General features: G+C 36.0%; 18 protein-coding genes and 4 pseudogenes. 3 read left to right on the top strand and 19 right to left on the bottom strand.

The genetic code is table 11. From position 1 onward, the window contains the following. Entirely contained in the window at nucleotides 1-2,277 is a 2,277-nt protein-coding gene (locus tag ODU34_RS08000; protein WP_105178623.1) for a S8 family peptidase, read from the top strand. Between the two features lie 12 nt (nucleotides 2,278-2,289). Here ODU34_RS08000 and ODU34_RS07995 read toward each other — a convergent pair whose 3' ends face one another. The 17 genes and pseudogenes from ODU34_RS07995 to ODU34_RS07915 all read right to left on the bottom strand — a co-directional run bounded on the left by ODU34_RS07995 (nucleotide 2,290) and on the right by ODU34_RS07915 (nucleotide 21,929). Continuing rightward, complete coding sequence (locus ODU34_RS07995) at nucleotides 2,290-2,586, bottom strand: hypothetical protein (RefSeq protein WP_238145871.1); 297 nt, start codon at nucleotides 2,584-2,586, stop codon at nucleotides 2,290-2,292. A gap of 97 nt (nucleotides 2,587-2,683) precedes the next feature. Continuing rightward, nucleotides 2,684-3,073: a DUF5945 family protein gene (locus ODU34_RS07990; RefSeq protein ID WP_105178622.1), complete on the bottom strand. Its 390-nt coding sequence runs from the start codon at nucleotides 3,071-3,073 to the stop codon at nucleotides 2,684-2,686. Continuing rightward, a complete protein-coding gene (locus ODU34_RS07985; protein WP_105178621.1) occupies nucleotides 3,070-3,297 on the bottom strand; it encodes a DUF5965 family protein in 228 nt (75 codons plus the stop codon). Before ODU34_RS07985 ends, ODU34_RS07990 begins: the two co-directional genes overlap by 4 nt. Nucleotides 3,298-3,350: 53 nt before the next feature. Further along, on the bottom strand, nucleotides 3,351-4,427 hold the full coding sequence (locus ODU34_RS07980; protein WP_105178620.1) for a toprim domain-containing protein: 1,077 nt from the start codon (nucleotides 4,425-4,427) through the stop codon (nucleotides 3,351-3,353). A gap of 39 nt (nucleotides 4,428-4,466) precedes the next feature. Beyond that, complete coding sequence (locus ODU34_RS07975; RefSeq protein ID WP_105178619.1) at nucleotides 4,467-5,105, bottom strand: peptidylprolyl isomerase; 639 nt, start codon at nucleotides 5,103-5,105, stop codon at nucleotides 4,467-4,469. Nucleotides 5,106-6,505: 1,400 nt separating this feature from the next. After that, complete coding sequence (locus ODU34_RS07970; RefSeq protein ID WP_105105329.1) at nucleotides 6,506-7,105, bottom strand: response regulator transcription factor; 600 nt, start codon at nucleotides 7,103-7,105, stop codon at nucleotides 6,506-6,508. Then, nucleotides 7,083-8,066: a sensor histidine kinase gene (locus ODU34_RS07965; protein ID WP_239514946.1), complete on the bottom strand. Its 984-nt coding sequence runs from the start codon at nucleotides 8,064-8,066 to the stop codon at nucleotides 7,083-7,085. The genes ODU34_RS07970 and ODU34_RS07965 overlap by 23 nt, the downstream gene beginning before the upstream one ends. A gap of 528 nt (nucleotides 8,067-8,594) precedes the next feature. Next, nucleotides 8,595-9,284 carry an ABC transporter permease gene (locus ODU34_RS07960; RefSeq protein WP_105178617.1) on the bottom strand — a complete coding sequence of 230 codons (690 nt, stop codon included), beginning with the start codon at nucleotides 9,282-9,284 and terminating at the stop codon, nucleotides 8,595-8,597. Nucleotides 9,285-9,293: 9 nt separating this feature from the next. Then, on the bottom strand, nucleotides 9,294-10,013 hold the full coding sequence (locus ODU34_RS07955) for an ABC transporter permease (RefSeq protein ID WP_398578442.1): 720 nt from the start codon (nucleotides 10,011-10,013) through the stop codon (nucleotides 9,294-9,296). Next, nucleotides 9,991-10,905, bottom strand: coding sequence for an ABC transporter ATP-binding protein (locus tag ODU34_RS07950; protein ID WP_105178616.1), 915 nt, complete (start codon nucleotides 10,903-10,905; stop codon nucleotides 9,991-9,993). Before ODU34_RS07950 ends, ODU34_RS07955 begins: the two co-directional genes overlap by 23 nt. Beyond that, nucleotides 10,877-11,008, bottom strand: coding sequence for a hypothetical protein (locus ODU34_RS07945; protein WP_257115384.1), 132 nt, complete (start codon nucleotides 11,006-11,008; stop codon nucleotides 10,877-10,879). Before ODU34_RS07945 ends, ODU34_RS07950 begins: the two co-directional genes overlap by 29 nt. Before the next feature lie 345 nt (nucleotides 11,009-11,353). Then, nucleotides 11,354-11,650, bottom strand: coding sequence for a DUF5966 family protein (locus tag ODU34_RS07940; RefSeq protein ID WP_105135482.1), 297 nt, complete (start codon nucleotides 11,648-11,650; stop codon nucleotides 11,354-11,356). Nucleotides 11,651-11,663: 13 nt separating this feature from the next. After that, nucleotides 11,664-11,963, bottom strand: coding sequence for a DUF5962 family protein (locus ODU34_RS07935; RefSeq protein WP_105105324.1), 300 nt, complete (start codon nucleotides 11,961-11,963; stop codon nucleotides 11,664-11,666). Nucleotides 11,964-12,033: 70 nt separating this feature from the next. After that, nucleotides 12,034-16,923 (bottom strand): annotated as a pseudogene (locus tag ODU34_RS07930) (SNF2-related protein). A 50-nt stretch (nucleotides 16,924-16,973) separates the two neighbouring features. After that, complete coding sequence (locus ODU34_RS07925) at nucleotides 16,974-17,525, bottom strand: hypothetical protein (RefSeq protein WP_136647261.1); 552 nt, start codon at nucleotides 17,523-17,525, stop codon at nucleotides 16,974-16,976. Continuing rightward, the gene (locus tag ODU34_RS07920; protein WP_136647260.1) at nucleotides 17,509-17,700 is read right to left on the bottom strand and encodes a thrombospondin type 3 repeat-containing protein; all 192 of its coding nucleotides are present in this window, start codon (nucleotides 17,698-17,700) and stop codon (nucleotides 17,509-17,511) included. Before ODU34_RS07920 ends, ODU34_RS07925 begins: the two co-directional genes overlap by 17 nt. Next, nucleotides 17,701-21,929 (bottom strand): annotated as a pseudogene (locus ODU34_RS07915) (SspB-related isopeptide-forming adhesin). It lies immediately after the preceding gene. Between the two features lie 280 nt (nucleotides 21,930-22,209). Here ODU34_RS07915 and ODU34_RS07910 point away from each other — a divergent pair. Beyond that, nucleotides 22,210-22,800 (top strand): type IV toxin-antitoxin system AbiEi family antitoxin domain-containing protein, encoded by a 591-nt coding sequence (locus ODU34_RS07910; RefSeq protein ID WP_105179532.1) that lies wholly within the window; start codon nucleotides 22,210-22,212, stop codon nucleotides 22,798-22,800. Continuing rightward, nucleotides 22,797-23,642, top strand: a complete 846-nt coding sequence (locus ODU34_RS07905; RefSeq protein WP_105179533.1) for a nucleotidyl transferase AbiEii/AbiGii toxin family protein — start codon at nucleotides 22,797-22,799, stop codon at nucleotides 23,640-23,642. The genes ODU34_RS07910 and ODU34_RS07905 overlap by 4 nt, the downstream gene beginning before the upstream one ends. Before the next feature lie 58 nt (nucleotides 23,643-23,700). Here ODU34_RS07905 and ODU34_RS07900 read toward each other — a convergent pair. Together ODU34_RS07900 and ODU34_RS07895 are read right to left on the bottom strand one after the other, a co-directional pair. Next, nucleotides 23,701-23,796 (bottom strand): annotated as a pseudogene (locus tag ODU34_RS07900) (CHAP domain-containing protein); the annotation flags it as partial. A gap of 62 nt (nucleotides 23,797-23,858) precedes the next feature. Then, nucleotides 23,859-24,455: pseudogene (locus tag ODU34_RS07895) on the bottom strand (HEPN domain-containing protein); the annotation flags it as partial. Nucleotides 24,456-24,583: the final 128 nt, after the last annotated feature.

The raw sequence follows: 24,583 nt of genomic DNA, 5'->3' as shown, positions 1-24,583 counted from the left end.
ATGAGCGGGAACAATCTACCAATAAAATTAGTTCTTCCCAAAACAACTGATATTGTCCCAAATATTGGGGGCGGAGATTTGAAATTTTTTGGAAAAGTAACTCCGGAGTTAAAAAAAGGAATAACCGATAAGTTCGAAGAGTTGTTATCTTTTTATTCAGATGTTTTTGATGAAAACGAAGCTATCCCTGCTGTGGGAAAAATAACAGTAAAACCTGAAGCTATTGCAAAATCACATAAACCCTCTGATTTATGTAGAAATTGTAGAATTATTGGCAGCGAGGATTTAGACGAAATATATATTAAAGTAGATAGAAAAAACATTCACAAAACAATAGAGATGGTTGAAAATCCGCCATCACAAAAATTTCAAGCCAACATGACTGCAATAGTTGATATTCAACCTATCAAACCGGAAGAAAAAATTTCACCGACACTTCAGTCTATTACATCGGAAGACTTTAACTCTATAAATAAGCTTATTAAACTTAAGATCTTTGATTTTGATGATGACTTTGATAATGAACAAATTTGGGAATATGTGATACAAAAATTACATTTACTCAATTTTGAAGATAAATATGAAATTATTTCATATGGTGATAAAATTAAATTTTTAAAAATAGAAGTCACTTCTTATAACGACATTATCAAATTATCTTCTATTAATGGAGTAAAAACTGTTGATTTTTTTCAAGAGTACTCCCTTCCTCAGAATAATTTTTCATCTACTGAATTACAAATCTTACTAGATTCCGAATACAGGGATAGCGATGTTACTATAGGAATTATTGATGGTGGAATAAGTGACAAAAATCCATTTTTATCACCTCATATTGTTGCACGAGAAGAATATGTAGATAAAATTTATCAAAATCCACAACATGCCACATTTATAGCATCTACTATACAATATGGAAATGTTTTAAATGGCATTCCTGCTTCTACTGCTTATCGATTTAAATTTGTAGATATCGTTGCAATTCCAAATAGTGATATAAAATTTGGATTAACTGATTCTATTACAGAAGATGATTTAATGGTAATTATTGAAGAAGTAATGGAGAAATATTCGTCTACTACTAAAATATGGAATCTGTCCCTAGGAATTGAAAAAAAGCCTTGTGATGATTCAATGTCTGATTTAGGTGTGTTTTTAGATTACATTCAGGACACATACCATGTGCAAATCTTTGTTTCTAGCGGAAACATAAATAGTCTTCCTCTTCGGAATTGGCCACCTCAAAAAGATATTGGAGAGCATGACCGACTTATATCACCAGCTGATTCTATTCGAGCTATAACTGTAGGTTCTGTTGCATTATTTGATTCTATAGATTCAATTGTAAAATTTAATGAACCTTCTCCTTTTAGTCGAAGAGGACCTGGTGCTAACTATATTATTAAGCCTGATATCGTTGATTATGGTGGTAATTTTTCTACTTCATATAAAATTGATGGATTAGGAGTCAAAGGTTTGGATCCAAGTGGGAAAATAATTGAAGGAAATGGAACAAGTTATTCAACTCCTCGATCATTGCAAAAGTACGCTTCTATATATGAAGAAATGGTGGAGCCTGATTTACTCCTCGCTAAAGCAATGTTAATACATTCAGCTAGGATGAACTCTCGTGAGTTATTAGACGAACATCCAGACAATATTAAATATTACGGATTTGGTATTTCTTCAGCTGATACACAAGATATTTTGCAATGCAGTAAAGATTGCGTAACTCTTATTTTCAAACAAAAAGTATCTCAGGGAACACATTTAGAAATGTATGATTTCCCATATCCAAAATCTCTTATCAAAAATAACAAATATATTGGTGAAATAGGAATGACCCTAGCCTATTTACCACCTTTAGACCCTAAATATGGTCGTGAATATTGTAGAACTAATATTGATGTCAGTTTTGGGACATATTCATACACAGCTGAAGGAAAAATTAAATATAAAGGTCAGGTTCCACTTGAATCAAAATGGGATGAAAAATTTGAAGCAGCACAAGTTAAGCATGGATTTAAATGGAGTCCTATAAAATCTTACTACAGAAAACTAAGTAAAGGAATTAACTTAGAGGATGGATGGAAACTACGAGTAGATTTAACTCCACGAGATGGATTGTACGTACCATCTCAAGAATTCGTTTTAATTATTACTATTAAAGATCCAAACGGTAATGATATTTATACAGAAATAACTAACGCTTTAAGAGAGAAAGGTTATATCACTAACAATATCGAGACAAAATATCAAATTCGTCAAAAACAATAGAAGGAAATGTATTTAACAATAAATATCAGACAAAAAGATTAGACATTCGACAATGCCTAATCTTTTTTTACCCATTTCTTGGTTTTTTTCCTGTTTAAACTGCTCTATTCGCTTCTCTAACTGCTCAGTATTCAGTTTATTTCTCGCTTCCTGAATCGACATATCAAGACTTTGTTCCTCATCGGTTATAACGGTTTGAGATATTTCAACGCTCCTATCAGGGTTGAAACTTGTATCAAAAACCACATCTAGGAGTTTCTCTACTTTGGTTATTTCAGTATCTGACATCTCTGATAGTCGATGAATCAGTCATTTAAATTGGTCTTGATTCTGTGTTTTCTTTTGAAAAAATTTCATTATCTTCTCCTAAAATTGTAAAAAAGTAGCCCGCATAGGACTACCTGACTTATAAATCATCAATGGCTACTGAAATAGCCTGTAACTTTTTATTTTGGATTTTCTTTTCATCAATCAATTGATGAAGTTCTTCAATTTGCTTCTGACAGGCAGAAATATCCTTGTTGTTTTGTGCAATGGTATCTGCTAAGTGTTGTTTATAGTCACTTGTGATATTTACTTTCTTCGGCTTATTTTGTTTAACTATTAATCCTGGTGTCTGTACATCTTTAGATTCTGACTCCTTTTGTTGCTGTTCAAAAGCAGCCACATAATCTATTTCTTCAATTGGTTTTTTATCCTGTTTATGGAAAAGTGCTGCGATTTTAGCTCGTTCTTCATGGGACGATGTTGGTTTCACATCATCTAGTGGTTGATCAAAATTCCATGTTTTACTCATTCTGTATCCTCATTTCTGTAATTGGGGTGTAGTGTGTTTTCTTTACCAAAGGCTTGCTCTAGTGCTTCATGAAATGACAACTGACTAGATTGTTGCCGTTTGATAAATGTACTGTACATAGCTGTTTGTAGTTGGTCACGATAGTTTTCCAATTTCTCCGTCTCACGTGAGACCTTTTCTTCTTGCCTAGCTACTTTTTCAGCTAGACGTTCAATCATACTCATAGGGTGTCCTCCTTGTCACATTCTAGATTATGATAGCGGACTTGATTTTGTTATCACAATTCCAATGCATGTTTCCATTTAGGTGGAGGATGATTTTTATTGACTTGTTCTTGGGCTGTTTGGATAAAATCACTTAAGGATATTTCCTTCTGTTGTTTCACAATATCATTCCAATCTGACTTTGTTTCAAGTCCTTGCAATGGTGGTAAATCTTGAAAAATCGGAAGTCCTTTATCTGACAGTTTCTGACAAAATTCTCTTCCTGCTTCATCGTTATCAATAGCCAAAGTTAACCCGTTTGAATGAGTTTGAAAAAAGGTTGTCGTCTCTTGTATTGCCTGAAGATAATGGCTAAGTCTGCTTGGTTTTACTGTATCTAGAAATGCCAATTTCCCTTGTTCTTCTGCCGCTAGACGCAAGGTCTGATAAACAATCACAGAAAGTTTTAAGCCTTCCATTGACACCAGGCGAACATCGGATAATTGCTTTTGGTGAAGCTGATAATAACTCATCATATCGATAACTGATTCACAAAAAATGAGTCGCTTGGGTTTACCAATATCAAAACTAATACCAACATGGCCATGAGAGCCTTTCATGATTTTCTTCAAATAACCACGTTTGTGTCTTTCTTCATTTTTGACGAGACCTTGAAGGCTTGCGGCCTGTAAGATCCCATTATGGTCATAGCTTTTAAACACTAAAACCGACTCCACTTGATAAGTAGCTTGAGCAAGCAATCCTTGTCTACCAAAGGTATTGATAGTCTGATTACTTAGGCCACGAACTTCATTCAAGTAAGTACGTGCTTGCTGAAAGGGTTCTTCATGCAAATAATATTGAAACGGTTGATACGTTTCTTCTATCAACTTAGCTTGTTCAAAATCTCCCGTTTCAAGATAAGACACAGCCTCTTTGAAAGAAACACCTGCCACTAATTGAACAAAGTCAATCACATCTCCTTGTATATCTCTTGAAAACCATTTGAAAGTATTGGTATCCGCAAAAATCCGAAAAGAATCATGGTATGGGTGTTCATAAATGTGTCCTGATAAACGTCTAAAGGAATAACCTAGACTTTCAGCCACATCTAAAACGGCCTTTTGTTTTACTGCTTTAATTCGTGTCATCTTGTCTCCCTATCAAAAAAAGCAGAAGACTGTCTCCTGCTAGTTGTTCTCACTTGTTGTAGTTCCTTGGATCGTTGGTATGCTGGAATTAGCACCATCTGTGACTTCTTTCATGTCCTCCAGTTTCCCATTCCAAATGGTCAACTGATTAACCAGGAGCTTGTCGGAAACTTTGGAGTAGGATAAGATAACTGTCTTGGTCTCTGTCTGAGTGGTTCGCTGTTGTTGCTCACTCAAATCAGAAACATAGGTCACTTGATAGGTAACTTCCGCAAGTGCAACATTGCTTTCTGTATTGACGTAGATACTGGCTGATTCAAATCGGTAGTCCAGCATATAATCTTTATAAACTTGATTGATCGCTTTATTCTGATTTGCTTCCTCTTCTGAAAATGCCGAATCCGTCATGTGGGGCTTGATACGAGCGTTATTTTCACCCAGCTGAACCTTGGTGAAATATTGAGTGAGAAATTCTTTGACAAGCTCATCTGATAAGACCGTTGCTTTTTCTTCTTGTTTTTCCTTTATCACAAGTTTATTAGCTTCTGCTCGTATTTGGTTCTCTGTTTGTTTTGAAACGGATTGTGAGCCAATCGTGTAGCCAATCATGACCATAAAACTGACTGCGATTAAACCTCCAACTCCAATTAGAAATCGAGCTTTCACTTTATTTAACATGGCTTACTCCTTTGTTAGTGATAGCCACATCTTATCAAGATTAACTTGGAAAATTTATCACACAAAAAATATGAATAACTACAAATTATACTCTGTAAAAATCAAAAATAGCAAACCAGAACCTATTCAATAGATAAAGATGTTGAATTATAGTTCGTTAAGTTTTGAAGTAGCCAGATCTATTCCAAATTCTACTGAACTAGTTTTCAAAAATTGGTGCTCAAACATCTTTTCAAGAAAATATAGCTATAATGACTCTTTAAGAACATTAAAAATTTTCACTCCAATTACTTTAAAACTGAGCCAAATAACTTTATTTTCCGGATTAACTACTTTGTAGAATAATTTAAACTAAATATTTTTAAGATATACTACAATAAAAGACATATCCTATAATTTCTGTAGTAGGAACAATCTATACAGAGGCTATAGTTTTTTGAGTATATAAAAAAGTTCCATAAGACCTCCCTAATCATCATTAGGAAGTGCTTATGGAACAATTTTAGAATACCACAGTACTCTTCGAATTAGAAAATAAGAACATCAAATCGAGACCATTTTTTCAAGTCAACACGCATATCACTATTCAGCGTGAGCTTGATTACCCAGCTCCAAACTGCCTTAGTCAGATGTTATTACCAACATAAATCTACAGTATCTATTCTGAATATCAAAGGGATGCCAACTATGTTAAAAACCAAAGATGTCTTCTTCAGAGTAAATCCTGTAAACAGATGACAGTCACTGAAGTGTCTCTCATCAAAAAACACTAAATCTCACAACCCATCTGCATAAAGATCACTCAATACTACACCGAAAAACTCACCGACACTTCCACTACCTAAAGACTTCCTTTCTCAACCTCTGTCGTACAACGGCAGTTAGAACTGCTATCTGACGGAATTTCCCTATTCTAACACTAATTTAAAGCAATCGATAAGCTCATCAAGGATATCAAACGTCAGTCACTCAGTTTTCGACAAGTTACAAACTTCAGAAACAAATTTCCAAACTAACTTAACATCAAAAAGATAGAATCAATCTGTTCCTCTCTCCTATAGATTATAAGTCTCCTACTACAGCTGCAATGGGGCTTTTTAACAACCAAATTATGACCATCTGAATAATTTATAACTTATCAAATGTAGAAGATAGTATATCTTTGTATTTATTCTACATTATTGCTTTCTAAATTTGAAACTACATACTAGAAAGACTATGAATAACAAAACATCGACAACATACAGAGACCTACTCTCAAGATATATTCGGATGGCATTGAATAGAAAAAACATTGATAGAGTTAATAACGCATACGGTATTACTTTTTTCATGAATTTGAACCTCCTTTACACCAGTATATCTAAGTTACAATACAAAATCATGAGTAAAAAGGGTAATTACTTAATATATCCTAACTTCTGAGCTTTTATAACAGCTTTTAACGTTGAATCAACTTCGAGTTTTTCCAATATATTTTGAATATGATTCGTTAGCGTTCTATCAGAAATGTAAAGGGATTTAGCAATGTCTTTTCGTTTTTCGCCATTTCCTAAATGTATAAGTATTTCTTTTTCGCGTTCTGTCAATTCATCTATAAAATAATTCTGATTTGGAAAATAATTTTTCCCATAGGAAATATCTTTAAGAATCTGAATTAATCTTTTGGAACTTATATTTTTAGGAACAAATGCCTTTACTCCTAACTTCTGAGCTTGATATTCATATACAGGTAAATCAAATCCCGTCAATAATGCTATCTTGGAATCAGGATATTCCTCTAAAATATCTTGAGCTATTCCAAAGCCATCCGTACTAAATTTTTTGTCTAAGTTAATGTCTAATAGTATCACTTGGTACTCAATTACTTTTGAAAAAATGCTTTTAAATTCATCTTCATCATTCATTATATCAATGTGAATATCTGGTTGATACTGATGTATAGTTAAGGCTAAACTCTCTGCAAACAGGCTATGATCATCTATTAATAAAATTTTCAATTGCCTTCTCTCCTTCCATCATCAATTTGATATCGACTCTTAATCCGTTAGAGTCCGATTGCTCAAAAGTAATAGTCCCCCCTACTGACTTTACTTGTTCTTCCAAGACTAATAATCCGTGTCCATGTTTAAATGGTTTTAACTTTTGATAATAGCCATTATCCATAACTGATAAAGAGAGTTCCCGCCCATCTCTAGCCAATTTTACAGTAACCGTTTGTGCATTGGAATACTTATAAGCGTTATTAACGAGCTCGCTTAACCATCTATATATTAAAAAATCATAAGGAGGATAGATAACTATGTTTTTTGCTGAATAAAAGTGCAGAGAAATATCCGTTTTAGGGTAACGTTTTTCAAATGCTTTTAGCATCATACGATAGTTATCATACAAAGATAAGCCTTTTAGCAATTGAGGACTATACTGATTCATTCGCTCACGAACAAAAGTATTGAGATACTCTAGTCTTTCTTCAATAATTTTAACTGAAACGCTTGGATTGTCTAAACGAGATAGTTGAATTAAAGCATTGATATCTTGAAGAATATTATCATGCAGGAAATTCGCAAACTCTTGTTTTAAAGCTTCTTCTTTCAAAATTGAATTAATCCCTACATGTTCAGATTGCGTACTTCCAGTTATTAGTCTATAACTTTCTCCAACTAACTGGAAAAAGTACTGAAAATATAAAATAATTGTTATCGTTTCAAGAACAACTAGACTCGTTCTCTTTAAAATTAGAATAAACAGAACAATATATAATAAAATCAGAAAAATAAGTGTTAATAATTGTTCTTTTTGTTTAAATACTGCACCATTATGATAAAACAAGATGAGTATTAATCCTGTAATTAGAGCTAAAAAATAAAATAACCAGAACCCAGAAAATAAAGCTGATGAATAAAAAAAAATGAAACCAATAGAACTGAAACAAATCATGAGGTAAAAGATTAATAACATTAGCCAATAAAATCTATTGGAATCATTTCTATAAAACGTTTGCTTGTTCCTTAGAAGAACAATTAAGAGAGCCATCGCGAACGTAACTACCAAATAAAGTGAAAAGGCAATACTAGTCAATCTTGGAAAAAGTAAGCTTACACTCGATAGAAGCCCTACTATCATCACAAATAGATAAAAAGAAGTCTGTAACTTTTGAAAAAACAAGCTGAGCGATATAGATATTAACGAAGAATAGATTATAATGCCAATCATATACTGTATCCATGGAGGAAATGCGGAATCTCCAATGACAAATAAAATTGAGTGACACTGACAAAATCTGATTAACCAAATAATAAATTTGCTAATCTTAGACCTAGTAGATATTGCTCTATGCAAAATAAAATCCAATAACAATAATACATTTAAAGCAAGCAAAAACAAGATATTTTCGATGTTATTTAGAAAGCATTTAGCGGACAAATAGATTAGTCCTGTAATAAACAAAGCATAATACGCTGTACTTAACAAATTTCTTCTCATGTCTTACTCAAATCTATTTTTTTTCTTACATAATATTATACCAATAAAAGACAAAGAAAAGACTAGAAAAAACACTAAATAGTGGGTTACAGTAAATGATTTAAAATTTGCTAAATAACTTAAATAGGAGTAGGGGTTAACAATCCATGTGATTTCTCCCAGAGGGAAACGTCCAACAACGACTCCTACAATAGCTGTTAAAATAGGTAATACATAATTCCCGCTTGACTGATGTATCATTAGACTAATATTGATGAGTGTAATGATACTTAAAATTGATAACAGTAAAAATAAGCTATTATCAATAATCACATTAAGGGCACTTTCTCCTCTCAAGGAAATAAAAATCAGTGGAATCAAAAAGTGACAAAGAAATAAAATTGGCATTACTATCCAATAAAATTTCACTATAGACCACTTTATCTGTTGACTAGATATTCCTTTTATTGTTAAGTTTTGAAAAGCAGTATTCTCAACTTCACGTTGCAATGAAATGATAAGAAATACAGGAATCATCACTGGTAGTAAAAAATTACTATATAAATCTAGACCTGTCACAAATAAAACCTTCGCTGGAATTTCTTTAATCGTATATCCTGCGTAGCTTTGAAAAATGACTAAAAACATACCTATCCCTATGAATACGGGAGCTAAATAGGTTCTCTTATACTTTAATAATTCTAATTTCCACATAATTCCCTCCTAAAGATGAAACTTTTTAGAAACTACTAAAAGAACAGCACCACTCCATATAATATTCTCTAAAGTGATTACTAAAATTATAATTGGATTGAGAATACTAGAAGTTATCAGATAAGAAATACCATTTATCGGGAACACATAAATAAATATAGTATTAGAGGCAAAAAGTGTTTGCAACAGAATAAGAATAATAACACTGCTTAGAGCAGATAAACTATTTTTTTCTAGCAGGTGAGTACAAAACTGAAGTGTGATCGTGAGTAAGCTGAAAAATATTGCTGATGATAACACTAAGAATACCGTAGACCAATCAATCGTTAACGATAAATATGTCTGTGTAACTATAACAAAGAAAATAGTTGACAGTAATTGATAAAAAATAAAAGATAGAATGACTGTAAAATACTTTGAAAAGATAATTTTATTTTTCTTCCCTATCCCCAAAAGCAACAATTCCCAAGTATGGTTATTGTGCTCACTTGAAGTAACAAAAAAGTTAGTAATACCATTTACCACTAAACTCACCAATCCAGAAAAACCTAAAAAAATTAGCATAGACTTCTGAAAAGGTGTTTGTGCTATGTCCCCAACTTGCACATCTAATGATTTAATGATAAAAAACGTTCCTAGCATTTGCAAACAAAAAGTAATGCCAAGCAATAACAAGGGTGTTGGGGTTCCTACAAACCTCTTTATTTCATTTTTTATCAATGTGACCATACACTTTATCTCCTTTCGTTAAGTCTAAGAAGATTCTTTCTAGGTTTTTATTTGGTGAAACCTCCAAAATATCGATTCCTTCTTGTACAATGAATTTTATTAAATTTGGTATATCTTTTTTGTAAGAATTTATTTCAAAATGTGATTCTTTTCGAATAAATGAGATATCTCGAACTTTCAAAATATGTTCAAAAACATCTGGATTTGCGACTTCAAAAAGATAAGAGCTGTCCCTTTTATTATAAAGTTCAGAGAGTGTTCCCTCAAAAATAAGCTCACCGTCATGTATTATACCGACCAGATCTGCAATCGTTTCTATTTCACTAATATGGTGACTTGATATAAAAATCGTTTTTCCTTCTTCTTTAGCTAGTCTGTATAAGAGTTCTCTGATTTCAACAATTCCTTTCGGATCTAATCCATTCGTAGGTTCATCTAATACCAATATATCTGGATTATTTAAAAAAGCAAATGCTAAACCAAGACGTTGTTTCATACCAAATGAGAATGAAGACACAACTTTATTGCGAACTTCACTTAGGCCCACCAGATTCAAAACTCGCTCAATTTCTTCTTGCGGTTTTTTGAGAACTTCTTGTATAATAGCTAAGTTTTCATAAGCTGTTAAGTTTTTATAGTAACTTGGTGTACTAATAAAAGCTCCTATTATTGACTCCTGATTTTTTAAGTCGTTAAGACTTACACCGTCAAAGTATATGTTACCTTTTGTAGCAGGTAATAATCCAGTAAGGATTTTCATCGTTGTAGTTTTACCAGCTCCATTAGCACCAATAAACCCATAAATTTTCCCTGAAGGAATCCTAATAGTGACATCGTTTAAAATGATTCGATTACCATATTTCTTACTTATATGATTTAAATGTATATCCATTTTCTCCCACTCCTAATTCTAATTGTTTTGATCCAGGTTGAATTAATTCATTATCATGTGTAATAATAATTTTGGTTGATTCAAGAGCATTAATAGCTGCCATGATAGCTTTTGCGTTTTCAGAATCCATATTACTTGTTGGCTCATCTAAAATAATAAGATTATTATAAATCGATTAGTGATGTAAAACATGAGTAAAAAAGGCAAAACTCTATGGTACAAATCCTAAAAATAACGAAACGAGAAAATAAACCTGCAAACTAAATAATTGGTTCTCTTTATTCCTCTTATTAAATTTTGCTTTTTGCTTCTCAAGTTCATCTATTCTGAACTGTACTATAGCTTGAAATATCAGTTCACATTGGCTTTCTTCTATGTGTATTGAAAAAAGCCAAATAATATCTTAAACCAATCACTAGGAATACCAATTTACATATTCCTGATAATCCTAAGATTTAGGTTGCTCTATTTTTAAGATTTTTATAGTAATTATAAACAAGAGAAAGTTATTAAAGATAATATAAAAACCAGTAAAACTCCAAATACCATTAGTTGCTAAATCTTCTGTATAAAGGTAGCTCTCAGTAAAGAAGAGGTAAATTCCATAGATTTCAATAAAGATTATTCCACTGATGAGTCCGATAAGGAATAAAGTACTTGAAACTTTCACAATCTGATAAAAGACAAGTAACATCAGTCCTATTGCTGCGATAATCAAAAGGCTTTGTAGAATTTGTTCCAACATCTTACACCTCTTTCTAGGATAACTGCTTACGGTAATAGCTAGCCTGTTCCTTGTCTAAATCATCAAGTTGGGCAACCAAGTCAAAGTATTCCGCCTTCGTCACCTCATCTAAGCTTGGAAAATCATTCTCACGACTCGTGATGATGAGTTCCAGCTGTCCAGTGATTTCACGCTTTGAGAAGCTATAATCAAGCGTTTCATCTTCATACTGTTCCTTTAAAGCTTGATAGTTTGCCCTATCTTCTGAACTCGTAAAGCCTTGTGCCAACCATTCTTCTAGTTGATAACGCATTTCTTCTAGTGTTTGGGCCATGATCTATTCTCCTTTTGTGATTTCTTGCTTTCATTTTACCGCGTTCAAAAATATTTGTCAGCCTTTTTTCTTATATCTCGAGTGCTATTTGTTGCTTCATTTGGGGTGTTGTATCTTCACTAAACTTGGCCAAAGCCGCATCTATTTCCTCAATTTCTGCTTCTTTTTCAACCAAGGGAGCCAAAACATCATACTTAGCCTTTACAAGCTGATAATCTTCTTCCTTGGGAAAGACTTTTTCAACTTCTACTTTGGCTACTTGAAGCTTATCTTTTAAATCCTTTACCAGCCCTTCTGTCTTTTCTTGGTCATCTATTATATGGTCAATGGCATTACTAATCCGTTGAATGGTTCCCACGTCTGATTTCAAATCAAGAGCGACTGTATATTGGTTATCACCTACAATCGTTAAAGAGACGGTCTCTGGTAAGGGCTCACTAGGACCTCGTGTAGTCATTTTTAAGTCAAATCCTCTAAAGCTTGCAAGTGTTCTGACTTCCTTGGTCTCTGAGCGGTTATAGGTAATGAGTTTTCGCAGATAGTCCCCTGCTTCTGCACGATTATCCATTTTCTGATTATCAAATCTCATGACAAAATCTTGCGACTTCGTTGCCAAAGATTGGGCAATATCTTTATCATATTGACTCAACCGTTTTTCCATAATAGGGAGGTGCTTCTCGCAATAGGAAATTGTGTGGCGGTATTCATCTTTTGAGCGATTAAAAGCTCGTTTTTGATTTTCTAACACCGTCAGTTCATTTTCCAATTCCATTTTCAGTTTGAGATAGGGGTTACCTGTCGCTAGAGCTTTGAAGTCAGAAGCGGTCATGGTTTGTTCATCAATGTCTTCTGCCGACCGCACAGGGTCTTTTGAGGTCATAATCTGAGTGATATATTTGAGCTTATTCTCCTGTGTCTGCCAGAGGTAATTATCAAAACTCCCTTTGGTAATGTAGTGATAAATATCCACCTCTTGGTGCATATTCCCTTGTCGAATCAGTCGTCCATTTCGCTGTACAATATCAGAAGGCCTCCAGGGAACATCTAAGTGGTGGACAGCTTTCATGCGTGATTGCACGTTTAGACCCATTCCACCTTTTTCTGTAGAAGCCATAAGAATCCGTACTTCTCCGCTGTTGACCTTTCTAGACAATGAGTTTTTCTTTTCATCAGTATTGGCATCATGCACAAAGGCAATTTCTTCTTTTGGAATACCTCGATCAACCAGCAAGTCCTTAAGTTCATTATAAACATCAAAACCTTCTTCCTTACTTTTAGGTGTTCCAATATCAGAGAAAATCATCTGAGTAGCCTTTTCTCCTGCTCCTTCAAGGTAGATTCGCTCGACATTATCAACCACTTGAAGGATTTTCTGATTATCTGATAAGGTATAAACAGGGTCAATCAACCGCATATCAATAGCTAGTTTTCTAGCTTCCCCGGTTATCTTTAACATATTATCTCTACTTGGGTCAACACTACCTGACTTGATAGCGTCTGAACGCTCTACCAGTTCTTCTAAATAGTATTTCTGAGCTTGCGTTAACTCGCTTTCCACCGCAATAATCTTAGCTTCAGGAACAGGTAAATCAAGCATGTCTGATGTCTGAATATCGGCAGTTTCCTTGTAGATTCGCATGAGTTCAGGCAAATTGACAAATTTCTTGAACCGTTTCTTAGGTTGGTATTTATCACCTGTCGGGGCTAGTTCCATAGAGTTTTCGATATTCCCAAAAGCCCCAACCCATGAGTCAAAATTGGATACCTGATATCGTTCCAAAACATCGGGCTGAATGTAATTCATCATGGTGAAAAGTTCACTGATGGAGTTAGAAACTGGTGTTCCTGTCGCAAAAACGACATTTCTATCGCCATGCTCTGCCTGAACCTGTCTCACCTTCATCTCCATGTCTACGTTCTTTTTTGAAGTGGTATTGGTGATTCCCGCGACATTCCCAAGTCCAGTGATTGGACGGATATTCTTGAAATGATGAGCCTCATCCACAAAGAGAAAATCAATGCCAAGGTTTTCAAATTCAATAAAAGTATCTCGCTCCAATTTTTGGAGTTCTTCCAACTGGTGCTCTAGTCCCTTGATTGAACGCTCTGCTTCTTTGACCGTATAATCAGAATCACTTCCTAGCTTGATTTCTCTGAGTTGTTCGAGTTTGTCATTGATATAAGTGACCTGTTTCTCACGACTCATTGGAATTTTTTCAAATTGTGAATCCCCAATGACAATGGCATCATAATCCCCTGTAATAATCCTAGACACAAACTACTTGCGTTTGGCTTTAGCAAAGTCTTTCTTAGTAGTCACATAGACTTTCTTGGTAGGGAAAAATTTCATGATTTCTTGACCAAACTGGGCAGTCAGACTAGACGGCACCACATAAAGTGGTTTATGTACCATTCCGAGTTCTTTCAATTTGAAACCAGCTCCAAGCATGGTCAAGGTTTTTCCAGACCCGACTTCATGAGCTAGTAGAGCACGTTTCTCCTCCACAATCCGTTGAATGGCATTCTTTTGGTGAGGACGTAAGGAAATATTCTGGGCAAGTCCATCAATGGTTAAATGGCTACCGTCATAAGACTTTGATACTGTACGATTGTAAAGCCTATTATAGGTATCTTCAATCATCTGTTGGACTTCTGGATATTTTGCTACAAAACCTTGAAAGAGTTCTTGCAGGTGTGTTTCCTTGACACGTAGGACCGTTGTTTTCTCTACATCCGTCACATTCTTTTTCTTATCTCCTTCGACAACTTGTTTTGTGATTGTTGGTTGATTGGAATTCAGGAGATTTTCAAAGATTTTTCGACCACTATCATAGCGTGAAGCAGGGACACCTAAACTCCTATCCGTTGCGTTGGAATAGGTGTAGGCAAACTTAGATTGGTAAGTGATAACCCCGTCAATGGGACTGACTTCAAGGACTGTTGCTACTTCTTGGTCTGACAGTTCATAGGCTTTCCCCATAAAGGTTTCTTGGGCAAATTTTGGATTATAGTCATCAAAGAAATCATTGGCAAGTCCACCCCAGCCTACATACTTGGCAAGGAGTTCTTGTTCACTTGGTGAAGCAATACGGTGCTCTACTTCTAGATTTTTTACCAACCGAATAGCCGCAATGTTTGTCTCAACCTTATCTCTAGCAGTCTTAGGATAGAAGTCCGTCAAATCTTCTGGAAAATGGAAGTCTGTTACTGGACTATCTGGAATTATTTCGACTACCTCCTCTTCAGGAATTTGATTATCTGTATCTTCAAGATCAGTATCGTTATGACCTTTTTCTGAACCATCTGGATCCAATAATCCAATACTCTGACCTGGCTCCTCTTCCAAAAATGAAAAAAGATTTAGTTCTTGGTCCGCCCCTTCTAACTCTATTTGTGGTTCTACCTTTGGCTGATGAAGTGCCTGACTGACTTCTTCCCAAGTTCTCACATAAAGAACTGGATTTTGTTCAATGATATCCGAAAAGTCATTGACTAACTCAATCCGAATCAAACCGTTCAATCGAGCATCGCTGACCGATACGGCCTCAAAGTCCTGTCCCTTATAGGAAACCAATGACCCCAGAGGATAAGTGTCCAAGACCGTCTGAACAAGTGGATTTCCCGCAAATTCTTCATCAACCACTACTTTCGTCTCAGCTTTCTCTAGCTTACTCTTCCAATCACGTAGGTTCAAGTCCGATTGACTACTTTTAGCTTTTTCAAATGTTTCTGCATCTTCTCTGCTTAATTCTTCATGTAAAAAGGCATAAGCAACCTGTCGCAACTCTTCTAAAGAAAGTTGACTGCCAAAGAAAAATTCTACTTTATCATGACTCAATCCCATTTGGAGTAGTTCGGTCGCAAGGGCTAGTTGAGTTACCGTAGCTTTTAGATAACCACCTAATAAAGCAAGGTCCGAATTTTTCAAATGAAAACGACCTGCCGCATCCAATAAAATACCGATTTGGTCAGGGTCAAACTGCGATAAATCAATCCCTACCTGAGTCAATTTTTCTTGATTTTCTGTCCTAATGGCTTGTCCAATTTTTTCTAATTCCTTTTCTTCGACTGTAGTCAGCGTTCGTTTCAGCTCATAGGGACTGCCATTAGCCTCTAGATAGGTTAGTAACTCTTCTCCCTCAAAGACTGGTGTCATTTCCATCTCAGTATCAAAATCACCTCGTCTAAAACTTGCAACTTTTGAACGTTCATTTCGAATATGGTCAAAATAGGTTAGTATCTCAAATTTACGTCGTAATGACAACTCTTCATAAGCTGGCAGATGACTGGTTTTTCCTGTTTGAACATCTAGTTGAGACAAATCTACATCCAAACTAGCAATAACCAGAGAGCCCTCTTCTCGAAAAGATATTGCTTGATTACTACTTGCTTCGTGCTCATTACCAGTTTCTTCATTTTCTAGAACAGTTTCATAAGCTCTTGTTTCAAGCTCAGGTTCGTAGGTCAAGAGAAACTGCTCAATATCTCGACTAATCCGATCTGCTAAATTATTAGCCACACGGTAAACATTGACCAAATTAGCTCCCCTACTCTTTTGTAAGAGTGAATCCGGCGATATTGTTTGGTAGTGTCCATTGGAATCCAATAATTGAAAACGAGTGGCCAGATTGAATAAGGCCACTTCTATCACCAAGTTTTTTTCAGACGGCGATAGTTTATCTAGTTTTTGAAGACCACTTTGGCCGAAAACTTGTGTATAGGTCAATAGATCATGAGCAGTATCATAAGGACTAGCCTGGACAAAAGCTGAAACATCTGTCTCAAAGTGAAGTACCTGAACAGATTTCTTAATTTCTTTCCTATTGGTTAAAAACTGACGAATAAGACTTTCCCACTCCTCATCAAAATGCTCTGCTTGGTAATATAAAAACGCTTCAAGCAGGGCTCTATCACGAGGAATGATGGCTCTCATCATTTGTAGTAAGACTTCTTGATTCATTTTTCCCTCCAAACTTTAAAAGGGCTGAGAGTGTTTCTCAGCCCTTTGTGTTAATCTAGGACCAAGGCTCGTTGGTCACTTTCTTGTGGAATACTTTCCATTACAGTTGCCACATAGTGTTGTAAGAAATGACTTTTCTGGTCTAATAAATCTTTCTGTAAGGCAAGGTGAACCAGATCTCCAAAATAATCCTGACTGGAAATAGCCAAGTCCTGTTGAATCATGTCCTGTAAGGTGTCAAGGCTAAGTGGTGAATAATCGTCACTATCCAAAACCTCATACTGTTCCAAGGTGTCTGAGAGACTATTTGAGGATATTAAATCCATAATAAAACTAGAGCCTTCACCTGTTCGGTACAACTTTTCCAGAATGTCAGTCATATCTGCCTGCACTTCATCCTGATAACTATCAACTTTAACTCGTAGCTCATCACTAATCAAGGATAGGTCATCCTCATCCATATAATCTTGATAAACCTGATTGAGGATTGTTCTATCAGAAATACTTAATTCCAAAGAGAGAAAGGCTTTGATAAACTCTTGGTAATCGGTCTTCTCCATTTCAGATAAAGCCTCTTTCATGGTGTCAAAGTTCCAAGTCATCGTACAACTCCTTTTGTGGAACTTGTGGTGAATGTCCAGATTGTAGCTCCTCTAAATCAGCTTGACCATCACCATCTGTGTCAATCGCATATGGATTAGTTCCTAAAGCCAGTTCCTGAGCATCTGTCAAACCATCATGGTCCGAATCCTTTTCATAAATGGTTTTTGGATTCATCTACTTCTCCTCCTTTTTCTTCAGTCCATAAGCCGTACCAAGTAGAATACCAGCTCCAATCAAGCCCAAAAGGGATTCCTGTTCCCCTGTATTTGGCAAAACGCTTGCTGGAACAGGTGGTTCATGTACCTCAATCGGTGGTTGAGGTGGTGTGGGTTGATTTGAACTTGGTTCTTCAGGTTCAGGTGTATGTGTTACAACTGTATTTGAGCTGATGACATAGCCATTCACTGTATGTAGGTAAGTATTCTCCACCTGACCAGTCGCAATCCGTTTCATCTGCAGGTAAACATCTGCCTGAAAAGCTGAATCATTAGAGATAGTCTCTAAGAAGGATTTATCAAATGAAATTGACACTAGGCCATTTTCTGTATCCACCTGTTGCAAAGTATGTTTCGTGACTTCCGTTCCTTCTTTTAAGACAGAACCGTCTTTGAGGGTAACATCCGTCATCAGATAGCTGCGATAAACACCATTATACTCATCATGCTTTTCAACATAGTTATCTTCAAAACCATATTCAAATAACTCTGTCGCACGATTGCTTGGAATCATCGCTCCAACCAAGCGATAGTTAAAGATTTGATTCAAGGCCACTTCTTTCCCATCAAGGCTGTTATTTTTATGAGACAAATCAATCACCACATCCTTTTGTGGGTCTAGTTTGGGAACATTATTGACCACCGTTTCCGTGACATAAGCCAAGCCAAAATCAATTTGATAGATGGTTTCCAAAACAGTCATCGGAGTGACGATGGTAATATTCTCCCCCTTAGTCACATACGATTCATAAAAGGCTTGTGGGTCTTCTGGCATGAAAACTTGGAAAGCTCCTTTAGGCTGAATTTTTTGTTTAGAAAGGGCTGCTTGTAAGGAGTTAGGAGCTTCTGATAATTGAGCATAGGACTTCACCATAATACCTGAAACTGTTTTGCCATCAGTTGTGATAAACTGAATAGCTGCTTCATCCGGCAATAAAGCTTCTTCTGGATAATCATCCACAAAATAAAATCCTTGTACAATCTGAGACTTGTCTGCTTTAATCCCTCGGTATTGGTCCAAGTCCCATGAGAGAGTATAGTAATTTTGAGTTCCCACTAGCATAGGCTTCCCATTGATGTCCACTTTGTCTTTATTGAGGTTTTGTTTCTTAGGTTCTGGAGAAACAAGGGTGTTGGTCACTTCCTTGGTTTCATAACCATTACCGAAATCCACTTGGTAGGCCTTGTTTGTATATGTCTTTGTCTGACCATAGAGACTATCTTTAACCGTCATTTTGGTCAGTAAAGCTAAAGATGTACCTGTTTTGACATACTGGTCATAAAAGTCTTGGTTGTCATCGGGCATAAAGACTTGAAAGGCACCTGTCGGTGTAATCTTAGCACGAGCTAATTTATCTTGAAGGTCTTTAGGGGCTTCATTTAACGAAGCATAGGTTTTAACCGTAATACCTGATACTTCCTGACCATCAAGCGTTGTTATAGCCGTGCCATTTTCCACCACATCAAGCACTTCCTCTGGGTAATCGTCCACAAAGAAGAAGCCTCGTGCAATTGTCTCTTTAGCAGAACGATCTCCCTTATACTGGTCCAAATCCCAAGTCAATCGGTAGTGGTTGGTTGTGCCAAGGGCTACGACCGTGTCATTAATGAGGACACCATCCGCATTTTCATTGTTTTTATCTGGTGTAATGAGTGTGGTTGTCTCCCCTCATTTTGAACAGAACCATAGAGTTTTGGAGCGGTCAGTTGATAAACCTTGGTTAAATCTTTATTTACCTCCTGCAACAAGTTTTCCTTTGCGGTTAAGGTCACAAAATTCTTAGTCTCATCAAAGCTAAGGACATAGTTTCCATTTTCTTTTTGTGTTGTTTCCTTATCAAATAGGTAACCAGCAGGTAAGTAGTCCTCAAAAATGAGACTAGTCGTTTGGGCATGATTGGACGATAAGGCATCAACTGTTAAGGGATAAATCACCGTTGAATCTTTAGCGACAGTTTTCTCATGAAGATTAGCTTGGTCACTATTGACCACTTCTTTCATAATCTCTGGAGTTGTCGTCAAACGGTACGCATGATAATGGACAGTCGGAACTTGTGGTGGCGTTGGAAGTTCTTTTGGAATAGGTTTAACAGGTAAGGTTACCTTGGTCAAAGTTAGACTAGGCTGCACCACTTCTTCCAAAGGCTTTGGCGTGAAGGTCACAGGCTTTTCAGGTGTAAATGTTTTAGGAGTAAAGACATCTGGTGTTACCGTAATAGGTTCAGGAACAGGCTCAAGTTCCACCGTTACATGAGGTTTGGGACTGTATGGGGGCACTGTACGTGCCACTGGTAGGGTGTTTAAGGCAAACCAGTAAGACAATCCAACATTCTGTGGCATATCGCCCTGACCAAAGGTGACTGTATAGGTATTGCCCGATGTGACCGTTGAGACAATAGCTCCTTTATAAGCATAACGACTTGATGTGGTATCCCATTCTTCAGGTAAATTCAAATCGCTTGCACGGTTGGACCCCAAAGAACGGGCTAGACCTTCATTAGTCACTTGGACGGTTGAACCATTGATTGGCACGAATTTTCCAGAGGAATCTTTGACATACTCTAGACCAATGTCATTATGATTGAGGGAAGAGTGCGTGAAGACACCTGGTTTTTCTTTGGAGAAGGTAACTTGTGAACCGTCTTCCAAAAAATACTTAGCAACTACACAAAACTCCATCTTGTCTGTTCGCCAATCACCGTTTCCGTCATTTCGGTAGGCGATAAAACCTTCAGTTGGATCATTTGGCACAACCAATTTCACGGCATCGGTTCCAGCTGGTGATACAAGGTTGGTAATATCGTAAGACACACGGCTAATCTTTTTGCCATCAAATTGTGCATTTTGAAGATTTTGATAGTTAAAACTAAGGGTCTCACCTGTTTTGAAGCTATCATAGACAAAGAATCCTGTTGATTCCAAAATTCTTGAGTAGCCACCCAGCATGGCATCACCAGTTGAAATAATCTGATCAGGATTTCGGGTAATGGCCCCATGTTGTGCTTGGGGTTCACCATTATTGAGATTGAGGGTTTGAGCAAGGGCTTCAGAAATATAACCTTCTTCACCTTTCGAAATCTCGGCCAAGTCACGTTGATAGCGTTCCATTTCTTTGGCATTGTAGGCATCAATTGCTTCATTTTCTTTTCTGGTTGTGGCTTCTTTTTCTTGATTGCGTTTAGTAATAGCTTCAATCTCAGCTGCTCGATCTGAAACTAATTGTTGTTTCTCCTGATTAGCCTGAACCACCGCAGCTTGACCTGCACGGTTTTCAGCATCTACAGCAGCTTGACCTGCCTGATTACGCCTTTCAATGGCTTCGTTATCTGCCTTTGTCTTAGCAAGTCCAGCTTCATTTTCTTTTTGAATGGCCTAATTTTTCGCAACAATTTCATCTGCCTTAGTTTTCTTTGTTAGATAATCCACTACAGCTTGTTCGTTAGTAGATTGAATGGTTTCAACAGCCTTGCCATAGTTTGTATAGTCAAGTTCAGATGTCCCATTTCCTGATGAAACTACTTGTTCTTTTACTGTCACATCAGCATCTGCATACTGGGATTTTAGGTCATTGACTTTGGTATCAACCAAAGCATTTGTCTCTTTACCAGTTTGGTTGGCCCCTTCGTAGGCCTGTGTCAGCTCCTTATTTTCTTGTTCAATGCGAGCTTTATTTGATTCGTATGTCGCTTTATCAGCTTTGTAGGTTTCAGTAACTTCATTGATAGCCTCAACTTGGTTTTGGGCATCTGCTTCAGCTTTTGAAATTTGTTGGTTGGTTTCAGTCGCAGAAGTTGTATTTCCTAAGTCCATTGGTCTATCTTCAATCGTAGAAACACCTTCAGCCTTTGCCTCTTCAACCGCTTGTGTTACCGTATCATGTGGTACGGTGACAGCAATCGCTCCAAGAGATTGACCAGTTGACGCTATACTTTCAGTTTGTTCAGAAACAGGGGTTGGCTGTGCTTCTGGTAAATTCGTGGCTGGATTTTCCGTTCGTTGAATGGTGGTGTCAACTGATGTTGTAACTTCATCAGCATGTGCAACCGTCCCTCCCAAAGCAACAACAGTCGTCACCATTGTTCCAAGGGCAACCGAACATAACGTTCGATATTTTTTACTCTTGCGAAAGACGTGTTTCTCGCCTTTTTCCTGATTGACAAGAAAGTGATGATTACATGTTTTGGTCATAAATAGTCCTTCTTTTCTTTTTTCTATAGCAACAAACTGTCACTCTTTATTAGATACGAGGGCGTTAAGCGAGCACGACAAAAATAGGAGTTTTGACGAAGAACTTTCCGTTCTAGGAGAAACTCTCTTTTTTGTACAGCTCGTAGCCCAAGTTCAATACCATCATAAAAAAGAAGGCTTGATTTTGGTATCACAATCAGTGAAGGTAAAAGAAAATGTTGCTTTTACACTACAAATGTTGTAAAATCGTAGTGTAAAAGCAACATAGAAAGGAGTAAGTATGTCAAAGAAAGAGATTCTACTTGAATTTATAGAAAACCACAATGGCATTATCACCTATAAAGATTGTAAAGCTCTAAATATTCCAACAATATATTTGACAAGACTAGAAAAAGAAGGAATTCTATACCGCGTCGAAAAAGGAATTTTCCTAACCCAGAATGGAGACTACGACGAATACTTCTTCTTTCAGTACCGATATCCCAAGGCTGTTTTCTCTTATATCTCAGCGCTTTACCTGCAACAATTTACAGATGAAATTCCTCAATATTTTGACGTAACCATTTCTAGAGGCTACCGTTTTAATAGTCCTCCAGCTAATCTGAACATTCATTCCGTTTCTAAGGAATATAGCGAACTAGGAATTACTCTTGTAAATACCCCTATGGGAAACGAGGTAAGAGTCTATGATTTCGAACGTATTATCTGTGATTTTGTGATTCATCGAGAAAAAATAGATACTGAGCTTTTTGTCAAAACACTTCAACATTATGGAAACTATCCTAAAAAAAATCTTACAAAACTCTATGAATATGCGACAAAAATGAACACCTTGGACAAGGTCAAACAAACTCTGGAGGTCCTAGTATGAATAAAGCTAAGCTAACAGCACTCTGTCATAAAATATCAAAGAATACTGGATTAACCTTTAATTCCGTGATGACCTATTACTTTCTAGAAGTGATTTTGAAAAAATTAAGTCAGAGTACCTATTCAAATCACTATATCTTCAAAGGAGGATTCCTACTGTCAAATGTTATTGGAGTTGAATCTCGTAGCACGGTTGATATTGATTTTTTGTTCCATCAAATAACACTCTCAGAAGATACTGTGAAGCAGCAACTCAAGGAAATTTTAGCAGATTCAGAAGAAGGGATTTCTTTTGTGATTCAATCCATCACAGCTATTAAAGAAAGTGATGACTATGGTGGCTATCGAGCAACCATTTTGTGCCAACTTGAGAATATTAAACAAGTTATCCATTTGGATATTGCGACAGGCGATGTTGTAACTCCTCAGCCGATTACATACGGCTATAAAGCTATTTTTGATGAAGATAATTTTCCAATCATTGCTTATACAATTGAAACAATCCTAGCTGAGAAACTTCAAACCATCTATTCACGTAACTTCTTGAACAGCAGAAGCAAAGATTTTTACGATGTTTATATTCTTTCAAAACTGAAGAAAGAAGACATTGACTTCATTCAGTTGAAAAATGCCTGTCAGAGAACATTTTCATATCGCGAAACAGAGCTCGATTTTGAAAAGATTATTGAACTACTCGAGAGGTTCAAATCTGAGCCTATTCAGAATAAACAATGGCAAAATTACTCGAAAAAATATAGCTATACAAAGGGGATTTCCCTTGCAGATGTTCTTGATGAGATGATTCGTCTCATAACAGTTCTCATTTCTATAAATTTTGATTAATAGTGACCCAAAATAAAAGGATATGCTAACATTTATACATTTTGTTAGCATATCCTTTTTATTTCGTCGTATAAGCAAAACTCAAGTTACTATCCACTCCAGATAATTTACGGAAGGTGTAGTTGGCATTGCCATTGTAGTTGGTTTCGGAGATTGTGGACCCAAGTCTACAAAATTAGTATTTTTAGACTTTCGGAATATACTTTTTTAACAACTCTATACGATTAAATTATGACGAAATACTTCATTTATGATTTTTTTAATTTCTACTTCATCTATTCCAAAATATTGAAGTTGCATAGCTAAAACAATTTGTTCAAGGAACACCACATCTAGCAAAGACTCATTTATAAATTCCTTGTCTAAATTTCCGTGAGCAAAATTATTTCTTTGTTTGCCTATTCGCTCTGCAATTTCAGAGTGATTATAAGAAATATTGTTTAATTTATATATGGATTGTCCAAATAAATCCAATAAAGATGCACCGTATTCTTCAAATATTTGACCAATCTTTTGAGAAAGAGATAAATATGATACAACTGATTTTTTCAAATCTTTGTAAATTTTTTTCAGCTTACCTGTTGAGTTTTCAATCAAACGCTCTAATTCTTTACTAGCTTCTTCTTCCAGTTTTTTTCGTTGCTCGCTTTTCCATTCATCTTCTGAAAATAGTCTACTAAACTCCCATTCAAATGCAGCGGTTCTTAATACAAAACTAGCAGCATCAATTATCCGACTATCCCTATAACTCTTACCTAGATGCCTGAGATATAGATTGTTTTCAGCTATGTCATCTAATATCTTTCCCTCATAATGATATACTCCCCTTATAGTGGACAGTGAAAAAACAAAAATTTTCACTAGAAACTATAAAGGGAGTTTTATTATGTCCAAAAGAAGTCCAAAGTCTGTCTCTGAGAAACTAGAAATTGTTCTACTCC

Origin of the sequence: Streptococcus sp. 2018WUSS126 (assembly GCF_044427425.1) — a bacterium.
In the GTDB taxonomy this organism is placed as follows: domain Bacteria; phylum Bacillota; class Bacilli; order Lactobacillales; family Streptococcaceae; genus Streptococcus; species Streptococcus hashimotonensis.
Note: the sequence above shows the minus strand (reverse complement) of the source record. Positions and strands in the feature narration are given on the sequence as shown.

Bases quoted from the DNA above. Each gene is read 5' to 3' on its own strand.
- ODU34_RS07950 (WP_105178616.1), bottom strand. From the start codon at position 10,905: ATGGATATACATTTAAATCATATAAGTAAGAAATATGGTAATCGAATC.
- ODU34_RS08000 (WP_105178623.1), top strand. From the start codon at position 1: ATGAGCGGGAACAATCTACCAATAAAATTAGTTCTTCCCAAAACAACT.
- ODU34_RS07990 (WP_105178622.1), bottom strand. From the start codon at position 3,073: ATGAGTAAAACATGGAATTTTGATCAACCACTAGATGATGTGAAACCA.
- ODU34_RS07975 (WP_105178619.1), bottom strand. From the start codon at position 5,105: ATGTTAAATAAAGTGAAAGCTCGATTTCTAATTGGAGTTGGAGGTTTA.
- ODU34_RS07985 (WP_105178621.1), bottom strand. From the start codon at position 3,297: ATGAGTATGATTGAACGTCTAGCTGAAAAAGTAGCTAGGCAAGAAGAA.
- ODU34_RS07935 (WP_105105324.1), bottom strand. From the start codon at position 11,963: ATGGCCCAAACACTAGAAGAAATGCGTTATCAACTAGAAGAATGGTTG.
- ODU34_RS07940 (WP_105135482.1), bottom strand. From the start codon at position 11,650: ATGTTGGAACAAATTCTACAAAGCCTTTTGATTATCGCAGCAATAGGA.
- ODU34_RS07965 (WP_239514946.1), bottom strand. From the start codon at position 8,066: ATGTTATTAATCTTTTACCTCATGATTTGTTTCAGTTCTATTGGTTTC.
- ODU34_RS07905 (WP_105179533.1), top strand. From the start codon at position 22,797: ATGAATAAAGCTAAGCTAACAGCACTCTGTCATAAAATATCAAAGAAT.
- ODU34_RS07980 (WP_105178620.1), bottom strand. From the start codon at position 4,427: ATGACACGAATTAAAGCAGTAAAACAAAAGGCCGTTTTAGATGTGGCT.
- ODU34_RS07925 (WP_136647261.1), bottom strand. From the start codon at position 17,525: ATGACTTGGAACTTTGACACCATGAAAGAGGCTTTATCTGAAATGGAG.
- ODU34_RS07955 (WP_398578442.1), bottom strand. From the start codon at position 10,013: ATGGTCACATTGATAAAAAATGAAATAAAGAGGTTTGTAGGAACCCCA.
- ODU34_RS07910 (WP_105179532.1), top strand. From the start codon at position 22,210: ATGTCAAAGAAAGAGATTCTACTTGAATTTATAGAAAACCACAATGGC.
- ODU34_RS07920 (WP_136647260.1), bottom strand. From the start codon at position 17,700: ATGAATCCAAAAACCATTTATGAAAAGGATTCGGACCATGATGGTTTG.
- ODU34_RS07945 (WP_257115384.1), bottom strand. From the start codon at position 11,008: ATGGCAGCTATTAATGCTCTTGAATCAACCAAAATTATTATTACACAT.
- ODU34_RS07960 (WP_105178617.1), bottom strand. From the start codon at position 9,284: ATGTGGAAATTAGAATTATTAAAGTATAAGAGAACCTATTTAGCTCCC.